A 16091-nucleotide genomic window follows, 5' to 3' on the forward strand; every position below is an offset into this window, starting at 1 on the left:
CATGGCCGACCTGAAACCGATCCTTCTCGTCGAGGACAATCCCAACGACATCGAGTTGACGCTGGCCGCCCTGGAGCAGAGCCAGCTCGCGAACCAGATCGTGATCTGCCGCGACGGCGCCGAGGCGCTCGACTACCTGTACCGGCGCGGCGCCTACGACCGGCCCGACGTTCAGGACCCGGCCGTGGTCCTGCTCGACCTGAAGCTGCCGAAGGTCGACGGGCTCGAGGTTCTCGCCGCGGTCAAGCGCGATCCGGGCACGCGGGCGATTCCCGTGGTGATGCTGACCTCCTCGCGCGAGGAGAGCGACCTCGTCCGCTCCTACGAACTCGGGGTGAACGCTTTCGTGGTCAAACCCGTTGGCTTCAAGGAATTCTTCGACGCCATTCAGGATCTGGGTGTGTTCTGGGCCGTACTGAACGAACCGCCGCCGCACCGGGGAGGCTGGCCATCCAACGCGTGAGCGACGCTCTCCCCGACGGCGCCGAGGCGACGCTGCACATCCTGCTCCTCGAAGACAGCGACCTCGATGCGGAGCTGCTCGCAGTCGTTCTCGACGGTATCGGCAGGCCCTACCGGCTCGACCGGGTCATGACCCGCGAAGCGTTCATGGCCGGGATGAGCGGCTGCCACCACGACCTGATCCTGGCCGACTACGTCCTGCCGACCTTCGACGGCTTGAGCGCTCTCGCCATCGCGCGGACGCACTGCCCGGCGGTTCCCTTCGTCTTCGTCTCCGGGACGCTCGGCGAGGACGTCGCCGTCGAGGCGCTGAAGAACGGGGCGACCGACTACGTCACCAAGCAGCGGCTCGACCGGCTGCCGCGGGTCATCGTCCGCGCCCTCGGCGAGGCGCGCGCCCATGCCGAACGGCGGGCCGCCGAGCAGGCGCTGCGCGCCCTCAACGAGACGCTGGAGGCGCGGGTGGCCGAGCGCACCCGGGAGCTCGCCGAGGCCAACGTGGCGCTGCAGAGCCAGATCAGCGAGCGCGAGCGCGTCGAGGAAGCCCTGCGGCAGGCCCAGCGCCTCGAAGCGGTCGGCCAGCTCACCAGCGGCGTGGCCCACGATTTCAACAACCTGCTCACCGTCATCGCCGGCAACATCGAGTTCCTGGAGCGCTCGGTCTCGGACGAGCGCAACCGGCGCCGGCTCGACATGATGCGCGGCGCGGCCGAGCGCGGCGCCCGGCTGACGGCACAGCTGCTGGCCTTCTCCCGGCGCCAGCGGCTCGATCCGGTGCCGGTGCGGCTCAACGAGACGGTCGCCTCGATGCGCGACCTGCTCCAGAGCTCCATCGGCGGCGGCGTGCGAATCGAGATGACCCTGCAGCCGGACCTGTGGTCCGCCCTCGTCGACGCGACCCAGATCGAGCTGATCATCCTCAACCTCGCGATCAACGCCCGCGATGCCATGGCGGTGGGCGGCTGCCTCACCATCGAGACCGCGAACGTGCGCCTGACCGCCGAGCCGGCCCACCCGCACGAGCCGGTCCCGGGCGAGTACGCCATGGTGGCGGTCAGCGACACCGGGACGGGCATCGCCCCGGAGGTAATCGCGCGGGTGTTCGAGCCGTTCTTCACCACGAAGGAGATCGGCAAGGGCTCCGGCCTCGGTCTCGCGCAGGTCTACGGCTTTGCCAAGCAATCGGGCGGCGGGGTCCGCATCGACACCCGGCTCGGCGAGGGCACCACGGTGCGGGTCTACCTGCCGCGCGTCGCCGCCGCCTCGCCCGCCGACGCGGCCGAGCCCGTCGCGATCGATTGCGCCAGCGCGCGCGCACCCGGCGACCGGCCCGTGCTGCTCGTGGTGGACGACGACAGCGCCGTGCGGGAGATCACGGTCACCAAGCTGGCCGAGGGCGACTACGTCGTCCGCGAGGCCGGCTCCGGCCTCGCCGCCCTCAACATCCTCGAACACGATCCCTGCTTCGACCTCGTCGTCATGGACTTCGCCATGCCCGGCATGAACGGCGTGGAGGTCGCGGCCGAGATCCGGCGCCGCTGGCCGGCGATCCCGGTGCTGTTCGTGACGGGCTATGCCGACCAGAGCGCCCTCACCCGGGAGGGTGTCGGCCAGGATCGGATCGTGCAGAAGCCGTTCCTCGATGGCGAACTCGAACGCAAGGCCGCGGCCGTGCTGGCTGCGCGCCCAGCCCCGAACCTGAAGCTCGTGTCGAGCCGCTGAGGCGCGGCCGGGGCGATCCGCCGTTCAGCACTCCACCACGAAGCCGAGGCGCACCGTCGCGAGGACACTGTCGGGGGCATCGCGGATGGCGATGACGACCGCACCCCCTTCGTCGGCATGGCTCGGACGGCAGACGAAGCCGGCCGCGATCCGCATGGCCTCAACTTTTGCCGTCGCGATATCGGGAAAAGGCTGCCCGACATCGTCCAAGATCTGCACGCCGTCATGAACGTCGAAGAAGTAGTGAGGCATGGCGCACTCCATCACGAGGCGGAAGCGCACGCTTCATGCGGACATCGCTACCCGGAAACGTCGGCCCATGATGATGGAGGCTAACAGACCGTACGATACGGTACAATCTTACGGTTCAACTCTCAGCGAATATTTCGGACGACGCGCGATGCGCTCCGTCGGTCCGAACCGTCAGCCGGCAGCGGCGCGCTCCAGGGCGGCGACGTCGAGCCGGATCATCGCCTGCATGGCGGCGAAGATCCGGGCGGCGACGGCGGGGTCCGGATCGGCGAGAAGGCGCGGCAGGATCTCGGGCACGATCTGCCAGGGCACGCCCCAACGATCGCGCAGCCAGCCGCACATGATCTCCGTGCCGCCGTTGCCCGTCAGCGCCTCCCAGAGCCGGTCGACCTCGCCCTGATCCGCGCAGGAGACGGAGATCGAGGCCGCCGTGCCGTAATCGGCCGGCACGCCGCCGTTCAGGGCCTGGAAGCTCTGCCCGCCGAGGGTGAAGGTCATCAGGATGACCTCGCCCGCCGACCCGCCCGGCCAGGAACCGGGGGCGCGCTGGGTGATCCCCAGGCTGGAGCCGGGCACGAGCGAAACGTAGAAGCGAACCGCCTCCTCGGGACTTTGCGCGAACCACAGGCACGTGCTGACGGTCGACATCGGATCCTCTCCATCCTCGTTCCGGGCGGTGTCCTCGGCGGGCTACAGGCCGGCGGCCAGTTCCGCGAGCTGGTCGGCGCAGCGGCCCCAGCCCTCGTGAAAGCCCATCGCCTCGTGCGCGGCGCAATCCTCAGCCGACCAGTGCCGCGCGCGGGCCGTGTAGCGCGTGCCGCTCCCCTCCGGCTCGAAGGTGATGATGCCGGTGAAGAAGGGTTTGGCCGAGGGCTCCCAGGCGCGGGTATAGGCGTTCGTGAAGACGATGCGGGCGTTCGGGACGAGTTCGAGATAGACGCCGGAACTCGGGAATTCCGTGCCGTCCGGCCCGCGCATGACGATGCAGGTGCTGCCGCCCGGGCGCAGGTCCGTCTCGGCCCGGGCGACGCTGAAGGGCGCCGGAGCGAACCAGCGCATGATGAGGTCCGGTTCGGTCCAGGCCCGGTAGAGCGCGGCGGGCGAGGCCGGGATCAGGCGCGTCAGGACGAGTTCGTGCAGGTTCGTCTCGGTCATCGTCGCACTCGCGGTCGGGTGTCGGGGCGGGGGAGCGGCGCGGCGGCGCGCCGTTCGGGATGGCGGATCGGGCAGGATCAGCCCTTGGGCTGGTTCATCGCCCAGGTCACGCCGAAGGGATCGCGGAGCTGGCCGTAGCGGTCGCCCCAGAACATGTCGGAGGGCGGCATGAGTGCGGTCGCGCCCGCCTCGACGGCACGGGCGTAGCGGGCATCGATGTCATCGACCATCAGGGTCAGGCTGAAGGCCTGCGGCGCCTGGAACGGGTGGCCGTGCTCGGGATAGGCATCGCTCAGCATCAGCGACGAGCCGTTCACGTGGAGATGCACGTGGCAGGTCCGGCCCTGCTCGTCGACCGGCAGGGAGGCGACGGTCTCGGCGCCGAAAGCGCGGGCGTAGAACGCGGCCGCCTTCAGGGCGCCCTCAACCGTCAGATAGGTGACCAGACCGCCCTTCACCGGCGCGGCGGAGGTCTCGGGATTCGTCAGGCTCATGCAGGTGCTCCCCTCTCCGGCCGCCTCCCAGGCTCGGCGGCCTCGTCCCAAGGACGTGCAAGCTGAGCGGCATCCGACAGCCGTTCAGAGATTTTCTTTCATCCCCTCGCTCAGCCGGTCGAGCTGCATCCGGATATGCGCCGCCTCGGCCGGCGTGCCGGCCAGGGCGATGGCCCGCCCCATCGCCTCTCGCGCCTCCGCGCGCCGGCCGAGCTGCATCAGGAAGGCGCCGCGCAGGCCGTGGAAGTGAAAGTATCCGTCGAGCCGGTCGCCGAGCGGCTCGACGAGGGCGAGCCCGGCCTCGGCGCCCCCCACCTTCCCGACCGCCACCGCCCGGTTGAGACTCACCACCGGCGAGGGCTGCAGACGTTCCAGGGCGGCGTAGAGCGCCGCGATCCCCGCCCAGTCCGTCTCCGCGGGGCGCGCGGCGCGGGCATGGAGCGCGGCGATCGCCGCCTGGATCTGGTAGGGCCCGGGGGCGCGGTGGCGCATCGCCTTGTCCACCAGGGCCAAGCCCTCGGCGATCATGGACGCGCGCCAGAGCGCCCGGTCCTGATCGTCGAGCAGGACGATCGCACCCTCCGCATCGAACCGGGCCGGGGAGCGGGCGTGCTGGAGGAGCATGAGGGCCAGGAGCCCCATCACCTCCGCGTCGCTGCCGAACAGGCGCAGCAGCAGGCGCGCCAGACGGATCGCCTCGTCGCAGAGCTCCGCCCGCTCCGAGCCGGTCCCGGCCGAGTAGCCGGCGTTGAAGACGAGGTAGAGCATGGCCGAGACCGCCGCGAGGCGTGCGGCGCGCTCGGCCGGCCCCGGCGTCTCGTAGGGCACCTCGCTGCGGGCGATGCGCGCCTTGGCCCGGGTGATGCGCTGCTCCATGGCCGTGTCCGTGACGAGGAAGGCGCGGGCGATGCGCGCCGTGCTGAGACCCGAGACGATGCGCAGCGCCAGGGCGACCTGCTGCGTTTCCGGCAGATCGGGATGACAGCAGATGAACAGCAGCCGCAGGATGTCGTCGCGGTAGGACGCGTCGTCGAGATGTTCGGCCAGCGGCGCCTCGGCGTCGTCGCGGTCCGACAGGGCCTCCTCCGGCGGCAGCGGCGTCAGCCGGGCGAGGCGGCGCCGACCGTCGAGGGCGGCGTTGCGGCCGACCAGGATCAGCCAGGCCGCGACGGTGCGCGGCGGCCCCGTGCGCGGCCAAGTCCGCAGCGCCCGCAGGCACGCCTCCTGGAAGGCCTCCTCGGCCGTATCGAGATCGCGGAAGACCCGCAGCAGGGCGGCCAGAACCTGCGGCCGGGCCGCCGTGAGGGCGGCTGCGATCCAGGCGGCGTCGGGCTCGGCCTCGCTCATCCCGCGCGCCTCGGATCGGGATTGTAGAGCAGGACCGGACGCAGCTCGTAGGCGCCGCCGGGATTGGCCGTGGCAAGATCGCGGGCGATTTCCAGCGCCTCGTCGAGATCGGCCACGTCCACGACGTAGAAGCCGAGCAATTGCTCCTTGGTCTCGGCGAAGGGCCCGTCGATGATCAGCGGCGGCTCGCTCGACTTGCGCAGGGTCGTGGCGGCGGTCGTCGGCAGGAGCCGCAGCGAGGGCCCGAGCTTGCCCTGCGCCTCCAGCCGCTCGTGCACGCGGCCGAGCCGGGCCATGACCGCGGCGTCGTCCGCCTCGCTCCAGGCGGTCACGACGTCCTCGTCCTTGTAGCAGAGGATGGTGTAGAGCATGGCGTCTCCTTCTCGGGCCGAACGGTCTTCCCAGAGCGCTCTTGCCAATGGGATCTTGCCAAGGCGCTCTTGCCCAGGCGCTCTTGTCAGGACGCGCGGCGGCGCCCGAATCCGACAGCGCGGGGCAGAGATTATCCGCACCCGGTCGATCCGGCGCCCCGCATCGCCTGCCGGAGGCCGGCGGAGAGGCGGAAGATTTGCCCGCACGCACAATCAATCGTGGCATGCTAAGACGCTCGAACAACTTTTCGTCGTCTCGCGAGTTGAGGTTCGGGGGGCCCTGAATGGAGACAGGGCATGAACGGTCAGGCCGAAACCCGTATCACCGAGCGCAACCGAGCCCGCGCGGCGCGCATGAAGGCGGCGATCTTCGTCGAGCCGGGGCGCATCGTGCTGGATGAGAAGCCGGTCCCCGAGATCGGGCCGCTCGATGCCCTCATCCGCATCACCACGACGACGATCTGCGGCACCGACATCCATATCCTCAAGGGCGAGTACCCGGTGGCGCGCGGCCTGACGATCGGCCACGAGCCGGTCGGGATCATCGAGCGGCTCGGGAGCGCGGTCCGAGGGTTCCGAGAGGGCCGGCGGGTGGTGGCCGGCGCGATCACGCCGTCCGGGCACAGCGCCGCCTGCCTCTGCGGCTGCCTCTCGCAGGACGGTCCGGACACGAAGTACGGCTTCAAGCCCATGGGCGGCTGGCGCTTCGGCAACACCATCGATGGCTCCCAGGCCGAATACCTCCTCGTGCCCGATGCCATGACGAACCTCGCCCCCGTTCCGGACGGTTTGAGCGACGAGCAGGTCCTCATGTGTCCCGACATCATGTCGACGGGCTTCTCGGGGGCGGAGAGCGGCGGCGTGCGGATCGGCGACACGGTGGCGGTCTTCGCCCAGGGGCCGATCGGTCTTTGCGCCACGGCCGGCGCGCGGCTGATGGGCGCCACGCGGATCATCGCCGTGGAATGCGTGCCCGAGCGCCAGCAGGTCGCCCGCAGCATGGGTGCGGACGAGATCGTGGATTTCTCCAAGGAAGATCCGGTCGATGCGATCATGCGGATCACCGACGGCCGGGGCGTTGATGTCGCGATCGAGGCATTGGGGCGGCAATCGACCTTCGAGGCCGCCCTGCGGGTGCTGCGTCCGGGCGGAACGCTCGCCTCCCTCGGTGTCTATTCGGAGGATCTGCGCATCCCGCTCGGCCCCTTCGTGGCGGGGCTCGGCAACCACACCATCGTCACCACGCTCTGCCCCGGCGGGAAGGAGCGCATGCGCCGCCTGATGTCGGTCGTCGCCTCCGGGCGGATCGATGCCCGCGCGCTGGTCACGCACCGCTTCGGCCTGGAGGCGATCGAGGAGGCCTACGACCTCTTCGCGCATCAGCGCGACGGCGTGCTGAAGATCGCGATCACGCCCTGACTCGCTTTCGCGGCGGGCCGGTACAGGTCCGCGCGCGAGAACATGACAGGCAGGAGATCGGTTGCCGAGGGTTCGGGTGCACAGTCGAGAGACCGCGCGCCCTCACCCAGGCAGGAGCCGCATCGTGTCTGATCTTCAGCAATCCAGCGTCCGCAATCGCCTCCTGGCTGCGCTGAGACCGGACGATTTCGCCCGGCTCAGCCCGCATCTGGAGAGCGTGCCGGGCCATGTGCGGCAGATCCTGATCGCGGCCGACCAGCCGATCACCCACGCCTATTTCGCGCAGGACGGGTTCGTCTCCCTCGTCGCCGATACCCGGGAAGGCCGCGTCGAGATCGGGCTGGTCGGCTACGAGGGGATCATCGGAGTCTCGCTGGTCCTCGGCACCGATCGCACGCCGCACAACGCGATGGTGCAGGCGGAGGGCCCGATGCTGCGCATCGCGGCGTCGGAACTGCGTGCGGCACTCGATGACAGCCCGGCACTGCGGGGCATTCTCGGGCGTTACGTCCAGAGCTTGATCGTGCAGGTCGGGCAAACCGTCTACGCGACGGCCGACTACAACATCGAGGCGCGGCTGGCTCGCTGGATTCTGATGATACAGGACCGCCTGTGCAGGGACGAATTGCCGATCACGCACGACTTCATGGCGATGATGCTCGGCGTGCGCCGGCCCGGCGTGACCACGGCGATGCACATCCTTGAGGGCGCCCGGATGATCCGGGCCAAGCGCGGGCGCATCACCGTGCTCGACCGGGAGCGATTGATGGAGTTCGCCGGCGACACCGACGGGCCGGCGGAGACGGAATACGAACGCTCGCTGGCGGAGGCCTGATCCTGCCGCGCTATTTCCTCAACATCCGCCGCAACGGCGTGCTCATCCGCGACGGGGAAGGCGACGCGCTGCCCGACCTTGCGGCCGCCCGCGCCCTCGTCCTCGACACGCTGCGCGAGATGCGGCGCCTGCCCCACATCTACGGCCCGCCGCGTGCGTGGCAGCGCGACGTCTTCGTCATCACCGACGAGGCGGGCGGGGTGCTGACCGAGATTCCCTGCGACACGCCGGCCTGACGCGCGGCTACGCGGTTCGGCGCAGGACCCCGATCAGGCGCTCGTACTCCGCCTCGGCCGGCCCGTAGGCCTCGCCCGCGGCCGCGACGAGGCCGGCGCGGTCGAGAACGAGGACGCGCCCGCGGCGCGCCTTGATCAGGCCGGCCCCCTCCAGCATCTGCAGGGCGACCGTGACGGTCGGACGGCGCACGCCGAGCATGATGGACAGGAACTCGTGGGTGACCGAAAGGTCGTCGCCGTCCTGGCGGTCGTGATACATGACGAGCCAGCGGGCGAGCCGCTCCTCGGCCGGAGCCCGGGCATTGGCCAGGGCCGTCTGGCTGACCTGAAGCAGGAAGGCCTGCACGTAGAGCAGGAGCAGCCGGCGCAGCGAGGCACTGGCCTCGATCGCCCGCGTGAGCGCGTCGGCACGGATGCGGTGGCCACGCCCGCTCACCTGCATGAAGATCTGGTGCGGAATGCGGTCGACCCCGAGGGCCAGGACGACGCCGGCGAGTCCGTCGCGGCCGAACAGGCCGATCTCGATGTGGTTCTCACCCTGCGAGGCGACGACGGAGCAGAGCCCGACCTCCGGAAAGTAGGCGTAGGCGATCGGCTCGGAGGGTGCGACGAGCACCATGCCCAGCGGCATGTCGACCGGTTCGAGATCCGGCCGCAGCAGCGCGAGATCCCCCTCCCCGAGGCGGGCCAGCAGATGATTCTTGTAGGTTGGGGAAGCAGACAAGGCCGCGGATCAGGAGTGGAGCAAGAGAAGGCTCCTGTCGCATACCGGATTACCTGTCGAAGGCGACTAGATTGTGCATGCGTGCGGGGTAGGGTCTGGAATCAGACATTTCGCGGCGGATGAGAAATGTGCATATGTTGTCGCCGCAGCTCTTGGTCCACGGCCCGCGCGGCGCAACGAGTACGACGCCGCGCAGATTGAACACATTTCATTACTTCAGGTCGGGCGTGCAGCTTCCTACCGTCCTTCTTCCAACGCGGCGAAGGACGGGATTTCGCCCATCGAGGCGGCGGTCGGGGCTGCGGGCGAACCCTTGCGGATACGCTGCGCGGGCGCCGCGAAAGCTTGAATTGCGGCATCGCTGAGCCCGCGGCCCGAAGGTCGCTCAAGTTTTACCCCGACCCGACCATGATCTCGCCCCGAAATCGCCGAGCGCCCCCGGCCACTCTGCCGCCGATCGGCGAGTCGGCCCTCGAGGCCCGTCTCGCATCGCATCCGCAGCGGCCGGCAAGGCCGCGCGGGACCGGGGCGGCGCGACATGGCACATCCACTTCTCTCGCGGGCTCTTCCCGCCGCCGGCTTCCTGGCCGCGGCGCTGACCCTGCACGCCTCCGCGCCGCTCGCGCCCCCGATCGCACGGCCAGACGACACGGCCGAGGTGAAACCCGCGGCTTCGCCCGAGCCCACCACCTTCGCTGCCATCACCGAGCGGGACATCGATCCTGCGAAGGAGGAGGCTCGTCCTTCCCCCGACGAGGCAACCGAGCCCCCGGCCGCGCCGCTGGCGGAGTGGACGCCGCGGACCCTGTCCGCCCCGGCCGAGGCCCGGTTCGGCCTGGCGGACCCGTTCTGGCTGCCGGACGCCGCGCAGGAGACGGTGCTCCTCGCCCAGATCGTGCCTCTGCCCCTACGGCGCCCGCCGGAGCTGACGAGCCTCGGGGCGGCGACGGCCCTGCGGCGGGCGGAGCGGCTGGCCGCGCGCCGGGTGCCGGCGGTGGTCACGCCGGCCGAGGTGGAGGACACGCGCACCTTCTTCGAGAAGTTGCTCGGCGTGGAGAAGCCCGCCACCCCGGCCCCCGCCCTCGCCTACGCCGCCCTGGAGAACGGCGCCGCCGAGTCGGCCGCCCGCAGGCGCCTCGCCGCGCCGGTTCCGCCGGCCGCTCCCGCCGTCGAGGGCGGCATCGCCGTCTACGATATCAGCGCGCAGAGCGTGGTCCTACCGAGCGGAGAGCGGCTGGAGGCCCATTCCGGCCTCGGCGAGAGCATGGACGACCCGCGCTACGTCCACCTCAAGATGCGCGGCTCCACCCCGCCGGGCACCTACGACCTGACCGAGCGCGAGGCCCCGTTCCACGGCGTGCGGGCGCTGCGCCTCACGCCGCTCGGCGGCAGCGAGGCGATTCACGGCCGCGTCGGCCTGCTTGCCCACACCTACCTGCTCGGTCCGAACGGCGCCTCGAACGGCTGCATCTCGTTTAGGGATTACGACAAGTTCCTGCAGGCCTACCTGCGCGGCGAGATCCGCCGCGTGGTCGTCGTCCCGGGCCGCGGACGCGACGCGGCACCGATGGTCGCCTCGCGCTGAGGCGCCGCGCATGCAACTCATGATTTCTTTTTGAGAAAATTAAATTCTCCACACGCTAAGACTTGGCCTGATTCTGGCATAACCCGAAGCGCTTCCGAAGGCCGTCCGGCTCTCGGTGGCCCGGGGGATCTCCCCGGCGCGTCGCACCGCCGCCCGAGACCGGGCCCGGTGCGCCCTTCGAGTCTGGTGTCGGAGTCGTGGCGTATGCGTGTGATCCAACGCGTTCTGGGCAGCCGGTCGGAAGCGGGGCTCGCCGGACGCCTGCATCACCTCGAACATCACGGCGCGGTGGACATCCTGCGGGTGCCGAGCGCCGACGTGGCCCGGCGGCGCCTGCGGGCGACGACGGTCGGAGGCGAGGAGATCGCGCTGGCCCTGCCGCGGGATCAGGCCCTGTTCGACGGGGCCGTGCTCGTCCTCGAAGATGGTCACGCCCTCGTCGCCCGCGTCGGCGCCGAGAGTTGGCTGCGGCTCGTACCGCGTTCCACCGCCGACGCGCTCGAACTCGGCTACCATGCCGGCAACCTGCACTGGCGGGTCCGCTTCGATCACGGCGCGATCCTCGTCGCGCTGGAAGGGCCGGTCGAGGATTACCTCGTCCGCCTCGGCGCCCTGGTCGAGGAGGGCCGCGTCACCCACTCGATCGACGCGGCGGTCGAGGAGGCCTGAGGCCTTGCTCGCCGCCCTCACCGCGCTCCAGCAAGCCGACACGGCCTTCCCGAGCGGCAGCTTCGCTTTCTCCAACGGCCTCGAAGGCTTGGTGGCCGAGAATCCGGCCTTCGACGAGGCGGCGCTCGCCCGCATCGTGGCGGCGGCCCTACGCTTCCGCTGGGCCGAGACCGACCGGGTCGCGCTGATCCTGGCCCACCGCGCGGGCGGCGCCATCGCCCCCCTCGCGGCCATCGACGCGGCGCTCGAGGCCGCCTCGCTCTCCGAGCCGATGCGGGTCGGCAGCCGCCGCAACGGCGCCTCGCTGCTGGCCTCGCATGCCCGCCTCGGCACGCCGGGCGCCGCCGACCTGCGCGCGGCCGTGCGGGCGGGCCGGCTGCTCGGGCACCTTCCCACGGTCCAGGGCGCGCTCTGGCCGGCGCTCGGCCTCGACGAGCGCGGAGCGGCGTCGGTCTCGGGCTACCTGTTCGCCAGCGGGCTCACCTCGGCCGCGGTGCGGCTCGGCGCCGTCGGGGCGATCGAGGCGCAGCGGACTTTAGGCGGCGCGCTGCCGCTGATCGCCGAACTTCTGGAGCGGCCCGTGCCCGAGCCGGCGGGTGCCATCGAACTCACCGGCTTCACTCCGCTGATCGAGATCGCCGCCATGCGCCAAGCCCAGGCCGAACTCCGCCTGTTCGCGAATTGAAGGAGCCGCGCCGATGCTGCTGACGCCGACCGAGATGGAACGGCTCACGATCTTCACCGCCGCCGAACTCGCCCGCAAGCGGCGGGCGCGGGGGCTGAAGCTCAACTACCCGGAGGCGGTGGCGATCATCACCGACGCGATCCTGGAGGGTGCCCGCGACGGGCGCTCCGTGGCCGACCTCATCGGCTGGGGCTCGACCATCCTGACGACCGGCGACGTGATGCCGGGGGTGGCCGCGATGATGCCGATCCTGCAGGTCGAGTGCGTCTTCCCCGACGGCACCAAGCTCGTCACCGTGCACGAGCCGATCCGGCCGGCGGAAGGGGCGGAGCCCGACACGCTGGAACCCGGCGCCATCCTGCCGGCGGAGGGCGAGATCGAGCTTGCCGCCGGGCGACCGCGGGTGAGCCTCGATGTCGTCAACACCGGCGACCGGCCAGTGCAGATCGGCTCGCACTACCACTTCTTCGAGGTCAACCGGGCGCTCGATTTCGACCGCGCCCGGGCGCTGGGCTTCCGCCTCGACATCCCGGCGGGCACGGCGGTGCGGTTCGAGCCGGGCCAGCGCAAGACGGTGACGCTCACGGGCTTCGGCGGCGACCGGGAACTCACCGGCCTCAACAACCTGACGCAGGGCAAACTCGATTCTGAGGCCGCCCGCGCCGACGCGCTGGCCCGCGCCAAGGCCCGCGGCTTCAAGGGCGCCTGAGGGAGACGCGGAAAACATGGTCACGATCCCCCGGCGCGACTACGCCGCCCTCTACGGTCCCACCACCGGCGACGGGGTGCGGCTCGCCGACACCTCGCTCATCGCCGTGGTCGAGCACGATCACGCGGTCTACGGCGACGAGTGCCTGCACGGCGGCGGCAAGACGCTTCGGGATGGCATCGGGCTCGCGCCCGGCGTCACGGCGGCGGAAGGAGCCCTCGACTTCCTCCTGTGCAACGTCCTCGTCATCGATCCCGTGATCGGTATCGTGAAGGGCGATCTCGGCATCAAGGACGGGCGCATCGTCGGTCTCGGCAAGGCCGGCAACCCGGCGATCATGGACGGGGTCGATCCGCGCCTGATCGTGTCGGCCGGCACCACGGTGCGCGACTGCGAGGGGCTGATCGCGACGCCGGGCGCCATCGACGTGCACGTGCACTTCGATTCCGCGGGGCTGCCCGACCACGCCATCGCGTCGGGCATCACGACGCTGCTCGGCGGCTCGCTCGGGCCGATCACGGTGGGCATCGATTCCGGCGGGCCGTTCAACACGGGAAAAATGCTTCAGGCGGCGGAAGCCTGGCCCGTCAATTTCGGTTTTTTGGGAAGGGGCAACACCCACAAGCCGGCGGCCTTGAAGGAACAGCTTGAGACCGGCGTGCTCGGCCTCAAGATCCATGAGGATTGGGGGGCGATGCCGGCGGCGATCGATGCCTGCCTCGGCTTTGCCGACGAATACGACTTCCAGGTCCAGCTCCACACCGACACGCTCAACGAGTCGGGCTTCGTGGAGGACACGTTGGCGGCGATCGGCGGACGCACGATCCACATGTACCACACGGAAGGCGCCGGCGGCGGGCACGCGCCGGACATCATCCGCGTGGCGGGGCTGCCCCACTGTCTGCCCTCCTCGACGAACCCGACCAATCCCTACACGGTCAACACGTTCGACGAGCACCTCGACATGACGATGGTGTGCCACCACCTCAATCCGGCTTTGCCCGAGGACGTGGCGTTTGCCGAAAGCCGCATCCGCGCGCAGACCATCGCGGCCGAGGACGTGCTGCACGATATCGGCGCGATCTCGATGCTCGGCTCCGACAGTCAGGGCATGGGCCGCATCCACGAGGTGATCTGCCGGACATGGCAGCTCGCCTCCAAGATGAAGGACCAGCGCGGGAGCCTGCCGGAGGAACGGCCGGGCTTCGGCGACAACGCCCGGATCAAGCGCTACATCGCTAAATACACCATCAACGCCGCGCGCACCTTCGGCATCCAAGAGCACATCGGCTCGCTGGAGCCCGGCAAGATGGCCGATATCGTGATCTGGCGCCCGGCCTTCTTCGGCATCAAGCCGGAACTCGTGATCAAGGGCGGCTTCATCGCCTGGGGTGCCATGGGCGATTCCGCGGCCTCGCTGATGACCTGCGAGCCGATGCTGATGCGCCCGCAATGGGGCGCGTTCGGGCTCGCCAAGCAGGGGCTGTCGGCCTGTTTCGTCCACCCGCTGGCGATCGAGGGCGGGCTTCGCGAGAGCCTGGGCCTGCGAAAGAACCTGCTGCCGGCCCGCGGCACCCGCCGGCTCACCAAGGCCGACATGCTCTGGAACGACGCCTGCCCGGAGATCCGGGTCGATCCGCAGACCTTCGAGGTCTTCGTGGACGGGCAGCTCGCCACCTGCGAGCCCGCGACCGTCCTGCCGCTGGCTCAACGGTACATGCTGCGATGAGTGCGTCTCCCTCCCCCGCCCCGCCCGAATCCGTCACCGCCGCCCGCATCGGCATCGGCGGCCCCGTCGGCTCCGGCAAGACCGCGCTGATCGAGCGGCTGATCCCGGCGCTCCAGGCGCGCGGCGTCGATCTCGCGGTCGTCACCAACGACCTCGTCACCAAGGAGGATGCCGAGCGCCTGCGCCGCTCCGGGCTGATCGACCCGGCCCGGGTCGAGGCGGTGGAGGCCGGCGCCTGCCCGCACACCGTCATCCGCGAGGACCCGACCCTCAACATCGCCGCGGGCGACGATCTGGAGGCGAAGTTTCCAGGGCTCCAGCTCCTGATCTTCGAGTCGGGGGGCGACAACCTCGCCTCGACCTTCTCCCTCGATCTCGTCGATTGGTGGATCTTCGTGATCGACGTGGCGGGTGGCGACGACATCCCGCGCAAACGCGGCCCCGGCGTGCTGCGCTGCGACCTCCTCGTCATCAACAAGACCGATCTCGCGCCCCATGTCGGCGTCGATCTGCCCGGCATGCTGGCGGAGGCCGCGCGGGTGCGGGGCACCAAGCCCGTGGCCGCCACGAATGCCCGCTCCGGCGAGGGCGTGGAGGCGGTGGCCGACGCGATCTGCCGCGCCGTGCTGTTCGCGCCCTGATGGCCCTGTCGCTGGACGGCCTTCCCGAGACGCCTCCCCCAACCGCGCCGGTCGGGCGCCGGGTGCAGGCGTCCCTCGTCTTCGCCCGTGGCGGGGGCACCACCGTGCTGTCGCGGCAGGTCGTGCCCTACCCGTTCCACATCACCCGCGCCTTCCGGATGCATCCGGCAAGTCCGGATCTCGCGACCCTCTACCTGCAATCGGCCTCCGGCGGCCTCTACGCCGCCGACCACCTCACCCTCGCGGTCGAGGCGCGAACCGGCGCGCGGGCGCATGTCACCACGCAGGCCGGCACGGTCGTGCATCGCGGCAGCCCCGAACCCTCGCGCCAGGAGACGCGGCTCACCATCGCCGCGGATGCTTTCCTCGCGCTCAATCCCGATCCGCTGATCCTGTTTCCGGGTGCACACCTCGCCGTCTCCACCGCGATCACCGCCGAGCCCGGCGCCCGCGCCATCGTCACCGAGAGCATCGCCTGTCACGACCCCGCGGGCGAGGGCCGTCCGTTCGACCGGCTCGACCTCGGCCTGACGATCCGCACCCCTGAAGGGCGCGCCCTGGTGCGGGAGCGCAGCCGCATCGACGGGACGGCGTTCGCGGCGCCGGATTCACCGATGGGGCCTCACCGCGCCTACGGCACGATGGTCGTGCTCGGCGCGCCGGACGACGCGCGCCTGGCCGGCCTCCGCCTGAGGCAGGCGGCCGACGCAGTCGGCTGCCTGACCGGCGTGAGCCCGCTGCCGAACGGCGCGGGACTCGGCCTGCGCCTGCTCGCCCCGGACGGCGGTGCGCTGTCAGCGGGCATGGATGCGGTGTTCCGGATCGTGTTCGAGGTCCTGAGCGGATGCGCGCCGGGGCGGCGCCGAAAGTAAAGACCGGCCATCGACGCTCAGGCAGGCAGCATATCGCAAGAAATATGGGCAGACCGCACAGCAATTCTCCTTGATGCAATTTGGCTTCTTCAGAAGAAATATGGACGGGGGCACTGGCATCATCTGGCGGCCTAACGGCCGTCATTCGAGCCGATCTGCCGGATGACGTTCGAAGGACTTCGAA

Annotated in this window: 19 protein-coding genes; 12 read left to right on the plus strand and 7 right to left on the minus strand. The window is 70.4% G+C overall.

All coding sequences use genetic code 11. The features are described 5' to 3' along the window. The first annotated feature begins 1 nt into the window (after window position 1). Window positions 2-463 (plus strand): response regulator, encoded by a 462-nt coding sequence (locus BY998_RS20805; protein ID WP_110353609.1) that lies wholly within the window; start codon window positions 2-4, stop codon window positions 461-463. Further along, window positions 460-2184 (plus strand): hybrid sensor histidine kinase/response regulator, encoded by a 1725-nt coding sequence (locus BY998_RS20810; protein ID WP_245421685.1) that lies wholly within the window; start codon window positions 460-462, stop codon window positions 2182-2184. Before BY998_RS20805 ends, BY998_RS20810 begins: the two co-directional genes overlap by 4 nt. Before the next feature lie 24 nt (window positions 2185-2208). On the opposite strand, the gene BY998_RS20815 is transcribed toward BY998_RS20810, so the two are convergent. The 6 genes from BY998_RS20815 to BY998_RS20840 form a co-directional block, all read right to left on the minus strand. After that, the gene (locus BY998_RS20815) at window positions 2209-2466 is read right to left on the minus strand and encodes a hypothetical protein (RefSeq protein ID WP_110353611.1); all 258 of its coding nucleotides are present in this window, start codon (window positions 2464-2466) and stop codon (window positions 2209-2211) included. Between the two features lie 141 nt (window positions 2467-2607). Further along, window positions 2608-3084, minus strand: coding sequence for a VOC family protein (locus tag BY998_RS20820; protein ID WP_110353612.1), 477 nt, complete (start codon window positions 3082-3084; stop codon window positions 2608-2610). A 42-nt stretch (window positions 3085-3126) separates the two neighbouring features. After that, window positions 3127-3591 (minus strand): SRPBCC family protein, encoded by a 465-nt coding sequence (locus tag BY998_RS20825; RefSeq protein WP_110353613.1) that lies wholly within the window; start codon window positions 3589-3591, stop codon window positions 3127-3129. Window positions 3592-3668: 77 nt separating this feature from the next. Continuing rightward, window positions 3669-4085, minus strand: a complete 417-nt coding sequence (locus BY998_RS20830) for a glyoxalase/bleomycin resistance/extradiol dioxygenase family protein (RefSeq protein ID WP_110353614.1) — start codon at window positions 4083-4085, stop codon at window positions 3669-3671. Between the two features lie 84 nt (window positions 4086-4169). Then, window positions 4170-5432 (minus strand): RNA polymerase sigma factor, encoded by a 1263-nt coding sequence (locus BY998_RS20835; protein ID WP_110353615.1) that lies wholly within the window; start codon window positions 5430-5432, stop codon window positions 4170-4172. Next, window positions 5429-5803 (minus strand): YciI family protein, encoded by a 375-nt coding sequence (locus BY998_RS20840; protein ID WP_110353616.1) that lies wholly within the window; start codon window positions 5801-5803, stop codon window positions 5429-5431. The genes BY998_RS20835 and BY998_RS20840 overlap by 4 nt, the downstream gene beginning before the upstream one ends. 297 nt (window positions 5804-6100) lie before the next feature. Between BY998_RS20840 and BY998_RS20845 the strand changes: the two genes are divergently transcribed. The 3 genes from BY998_RS20845 to BY998_RS20855 all read left to right on the plus strand — a co-directional run bounded on the left by BY998_RS20845 (window position 6101) and on the right by BY998_RS20855 (window position 8293). Continuing rightward, window positions 6101-7222: an NAD(P)-dependent alcohol dehydrogenase gene (locus BY998_RS20845; RefSeq protein WP_110353617.1), complete on the plus strand. Its 1122-nt coding sequence runs from the start codon at window positions 6101-6103 to the stop codon at window positions 7220-7222. A 124-nt stretch (window positions 7223-7346) separates the two neighbouring features. Further along, window positions 7347-8057, plus strand: a complete 711-nt coding sequence (locus BY998_RS20850; RefSeq protein WP_110353618.1) for a Crp/Fnr family transcriptional regulator — start codon at window positions 7347-7349, stop codon at window positions 8055-8057. A 38-nt stretch (window positions 8058-8095) separates the two neighbouring features. Further along, complete coding sequence (locus BY998_RS20855) at window positions 8096-8293, plus strand: hypothetical protein (protein ID WP_110353619.1); 198 nt, start codon at window positions 8096-8098, stop codon at window positions 8291-8293. Window positions 8294-8300: 7 nt separating this feature from the next. On the opposite strand, the gene BY998_RS20860 is transcribed toward BY998_RS20855, so the two are convergent. Then, window positions 8301-9017, minus strand: a complete 717-nt coding sequence (locus BY998_RS20860; RefSeq protein ID WP_245421686.1) for a Crp/Fnr family transcriptional regulator — start codon at window positions 9015-9017, stop codon at window positions 8301-8303. Between the two features lie 538 nt (window positions 9018-9555). On the opposite strand from BY998_RS20860, the gene BY998_RS20865 reads away from it, so the two are divergent. The 7 genes from BY998_RS20865 (at window position 9556) to BY998_RS20895 (ending at window position 15907) form a co-directional block, all read left to right on the plus strand. After that, the gene (locus tag BY998_RS20865) at window positions 9556-10602 is read left to right on the plus strand and encodes a DUF2778 domain-containing protein (protein ID WP_110353620.1); all 1047 of its coding nucleotides are present in this window, start codon (window positions 9556-9558) and stop codon (window positions 10600-10602) included. 204 nt (window positions 10603-10806) lie between these two features. Next, window positions 10807-11271, plus strand: a complete 465-nt coding sequence (gene ureE / locus BY998_RS20870) for an urease accessory protein UreE (protein ID WP_110353621.1) — start codon at window positions 10807-10809, stop codon at window positions 11269-11271. Between the two features lie 4 nt (window positions 11272-11275). Further along, a complete protein-coding gene (locus BY998_RS20875; protein WP_110353622.1) occupies window positions 11276-11956 on the plus strand; it encodes an urease accessory UreF family protein in 681 nt (226 codons plus the stop codon). 13 nt (window positions 11957-11969) lie between these two features. Next, window positions 11970-12665, plus strand: a complete 696-nt coding sequence (locus BY998_RS20880; RefSeq protein ID WP_110353623.1) for an urease subunit gamma — start codon at window positions 11970-11972, stop codon at window positions 12663-12665. A 16-nt stretch (window positions 12666-12681) separates the two neighbouring features. Then, window positions 12682-14394: an urease subunit alpha gene (gene ureC / locus BY998_RS20885; RefSeq protein ID WP_110353624.1), complete on the plus strand. Its 1713-nt coding sequence runs from the start codon at window positions 12682-12684 to the stop codon at window positions 14392-14394. Beyond that, window positions 14391-15035: an urease accessory protein UreG gene (gene ureG, locus BY998_RS20890; RefSeq protein WP_110353625.1), complete on the plus strand. Its 645-nt coding sequence runs from the start codon at window positions 14391-14393 to the stop codon at window positions 15033-15035. The genes ureC and ureG overlap by 4 nt, the downstream gene beginning before the upstream one ends. Then, window positions 15035-15907 carry an urease accessory protein UreD gene (locus BY998_RS20895; protein ID WP_110353626.1) on the plus strand — a complete coding sequence of 291 codons (873 nt, stop codon included), beginning with the start codon at window positions 15035-15037 and terminating at the stop codon, window positions 15905-15907. The genes ureG and BY998_RS20895 overlap by 1 nt, the downstream gene beginning before the upstream one ends. Window positions 15908-16091: the final 184 nt, after the last annotated feature.

The sequence above is a fragment of the Methylobacterium sp. B4 genome (genome assembly GCF_003201865.1).
Taxonomy (GTDB): Bacteria; Pseudomonadota; Alphaproteobacteria; order Rhizobiales; family Beijerinckiaceae; genus Methylobacterium.

Bases quoted from the DNA above. Each gene is read 5' to 3' on its own strand.
- BY998_RS20865 (WP_110353620.1), top strand. From the start codon at position 9,556: ATGGCACATCCACTTCTCTCGCGGGCTCTTCCCGCCGCCGGCTTCCTG.
- BY998_RS20895 (WP_110353626.1), top strand. From the start codon at position 15,035: ATGGCCCTGTCGCTGGACGGCCTTCCCGAGACGCCTCCCCCAACCGCG.
- BY998_RS20880 (WP_110353623.1), top strand. From the start codon at position 11,970: ATGCTGCTGACGCCGACCGAGATGGAACGGCTCACGATCTTCACCGCC.
- ureC (WP_110353624.1), top strand. From the start codon at position 12,682: ATGGTCACGATCCCCCGGCGCGACTACGCCGCCCTCTACGGTCCCACC.
- BY998_RS20840 (WP_110353616.1), bottom strand. From the start codon at position 5,803: ATGCTCTACACCATCCTCTGCTACAAGGACGAGGACGTCGTGACCGCC.
- ureE (WP_110353621.1), top strand. From the start codon at position 10,807: ATGCGTGTGATCCAACGCGTTCTGGGCAGCCGGTCGGAAGCGGGGCTC.
- BY998_RS20830 (WP_110353614.1), bottom strand. From the start codon at position 4,085: ATGAGCCTGACGAATCCCGAGACCTCCGCCGCGCCGGTGAAGGGCGGT.
- BY998_RS20835 (WP_110353615.1), bottom strand. From the start codon at position 5,432: ATGAGCGAGGCCGAGCCCGACGCCGCCTGGATCGCAGCCGCCCTCACG.
- BY998_RS20825 (WP_110353613.1), bottom strand. From the start codon at position 3,591: ATGACCGAGACGAACCTGCACGAACTCGTCCTGACGCGCCTGATCCCG.
- BY998_RS20805 (WP_110353609.1), top strand. From the start codon at position 2: ATGGCCGACCTGAAACCGATCCTTCTCGTCGAGGACAATCCCAACGAC.
- BY998_RS20820 (WP_110353612.1), bottom strand. From the start codon at position 3,084: ATGTCGACCGTCAGCACGTGCCTGTGGTTCGCGCAAAGTCCCGAGGAG.
- ureG (WP_110353625.1), top strand. From the start codon at position 14,391: ATGAGTGCGTCTCCCTCCCCCGCCCCGCCCGAATCCGTCACCGCCGCC.
- BY998_RS20845 (WP_110353617.1), top strand. From the start codon at position 6,101: ATGAACGGTCAGGCCGAAACCCGTATCACCGAGCGCAACCGAGCCCGC.